The sequence below is a fragment of the Adlercreutzia equolifaciens genome (genome assembly GCF_029076695.1).
Taxonomy (GTDB): domain Bacteria; phylum Actinomycetota; class Coriobacteriia; order Coriobacteriales; family Eggerthellaceae; genus Adlercreutzia; species Adlercreutzia equolifaciens_A.
In genome coordinates this window covers 1-289 of sequence record NZ_JARFIK010000615.1, presented here as the reverse complement: position 1 = coordinate 289, position 289 = coordinate 1, and the positions used below count along the sequence as shown (strand labels likewise).

The 289-nt window shown below is 49.8% G+C and carries 1 protein-coding gene; it reads left to right on the top strand.

Going from position 1 to position 289, the window contains the following annotated elements; translation table 11 throughout:
- Nucleotides 1-21: 21 nt before the first annotated feature.
- A partial coding sequence (locus tag PZH32_RS13835) for a hypothetical protein (protein WP_275208842.1) occupies nt 22-289 on the top strand: 268 nt, incomplete at its 3' end.

Below are 289 nucleotides of genomic sequence, written 5' to 3'. Positions count from 1 at the left end.
GCTCCGGTAGTCGGAACAGGTATGGAAGTAAAATCTGCGGTTGACTCAGGTGTTGCTGAAGTTGCAGAGCAGGCCGGTGTAGTTGAAAGTTCTACATCTACAAGCATCACGATCCGCCATGATGACGGAACAAAGAAGACATACAAACTGACAAAATTCCAGAGAAGTAACCAGAGTAACTGCTACAACCAGAGACCGATCGTCGATAAAGGCGAGCGTGTGGAAGCAGGACAGGTTATCGCTGACGGACCGTCAACATCCGGCGGAGAGATGGCTCTTGGTAAGAACC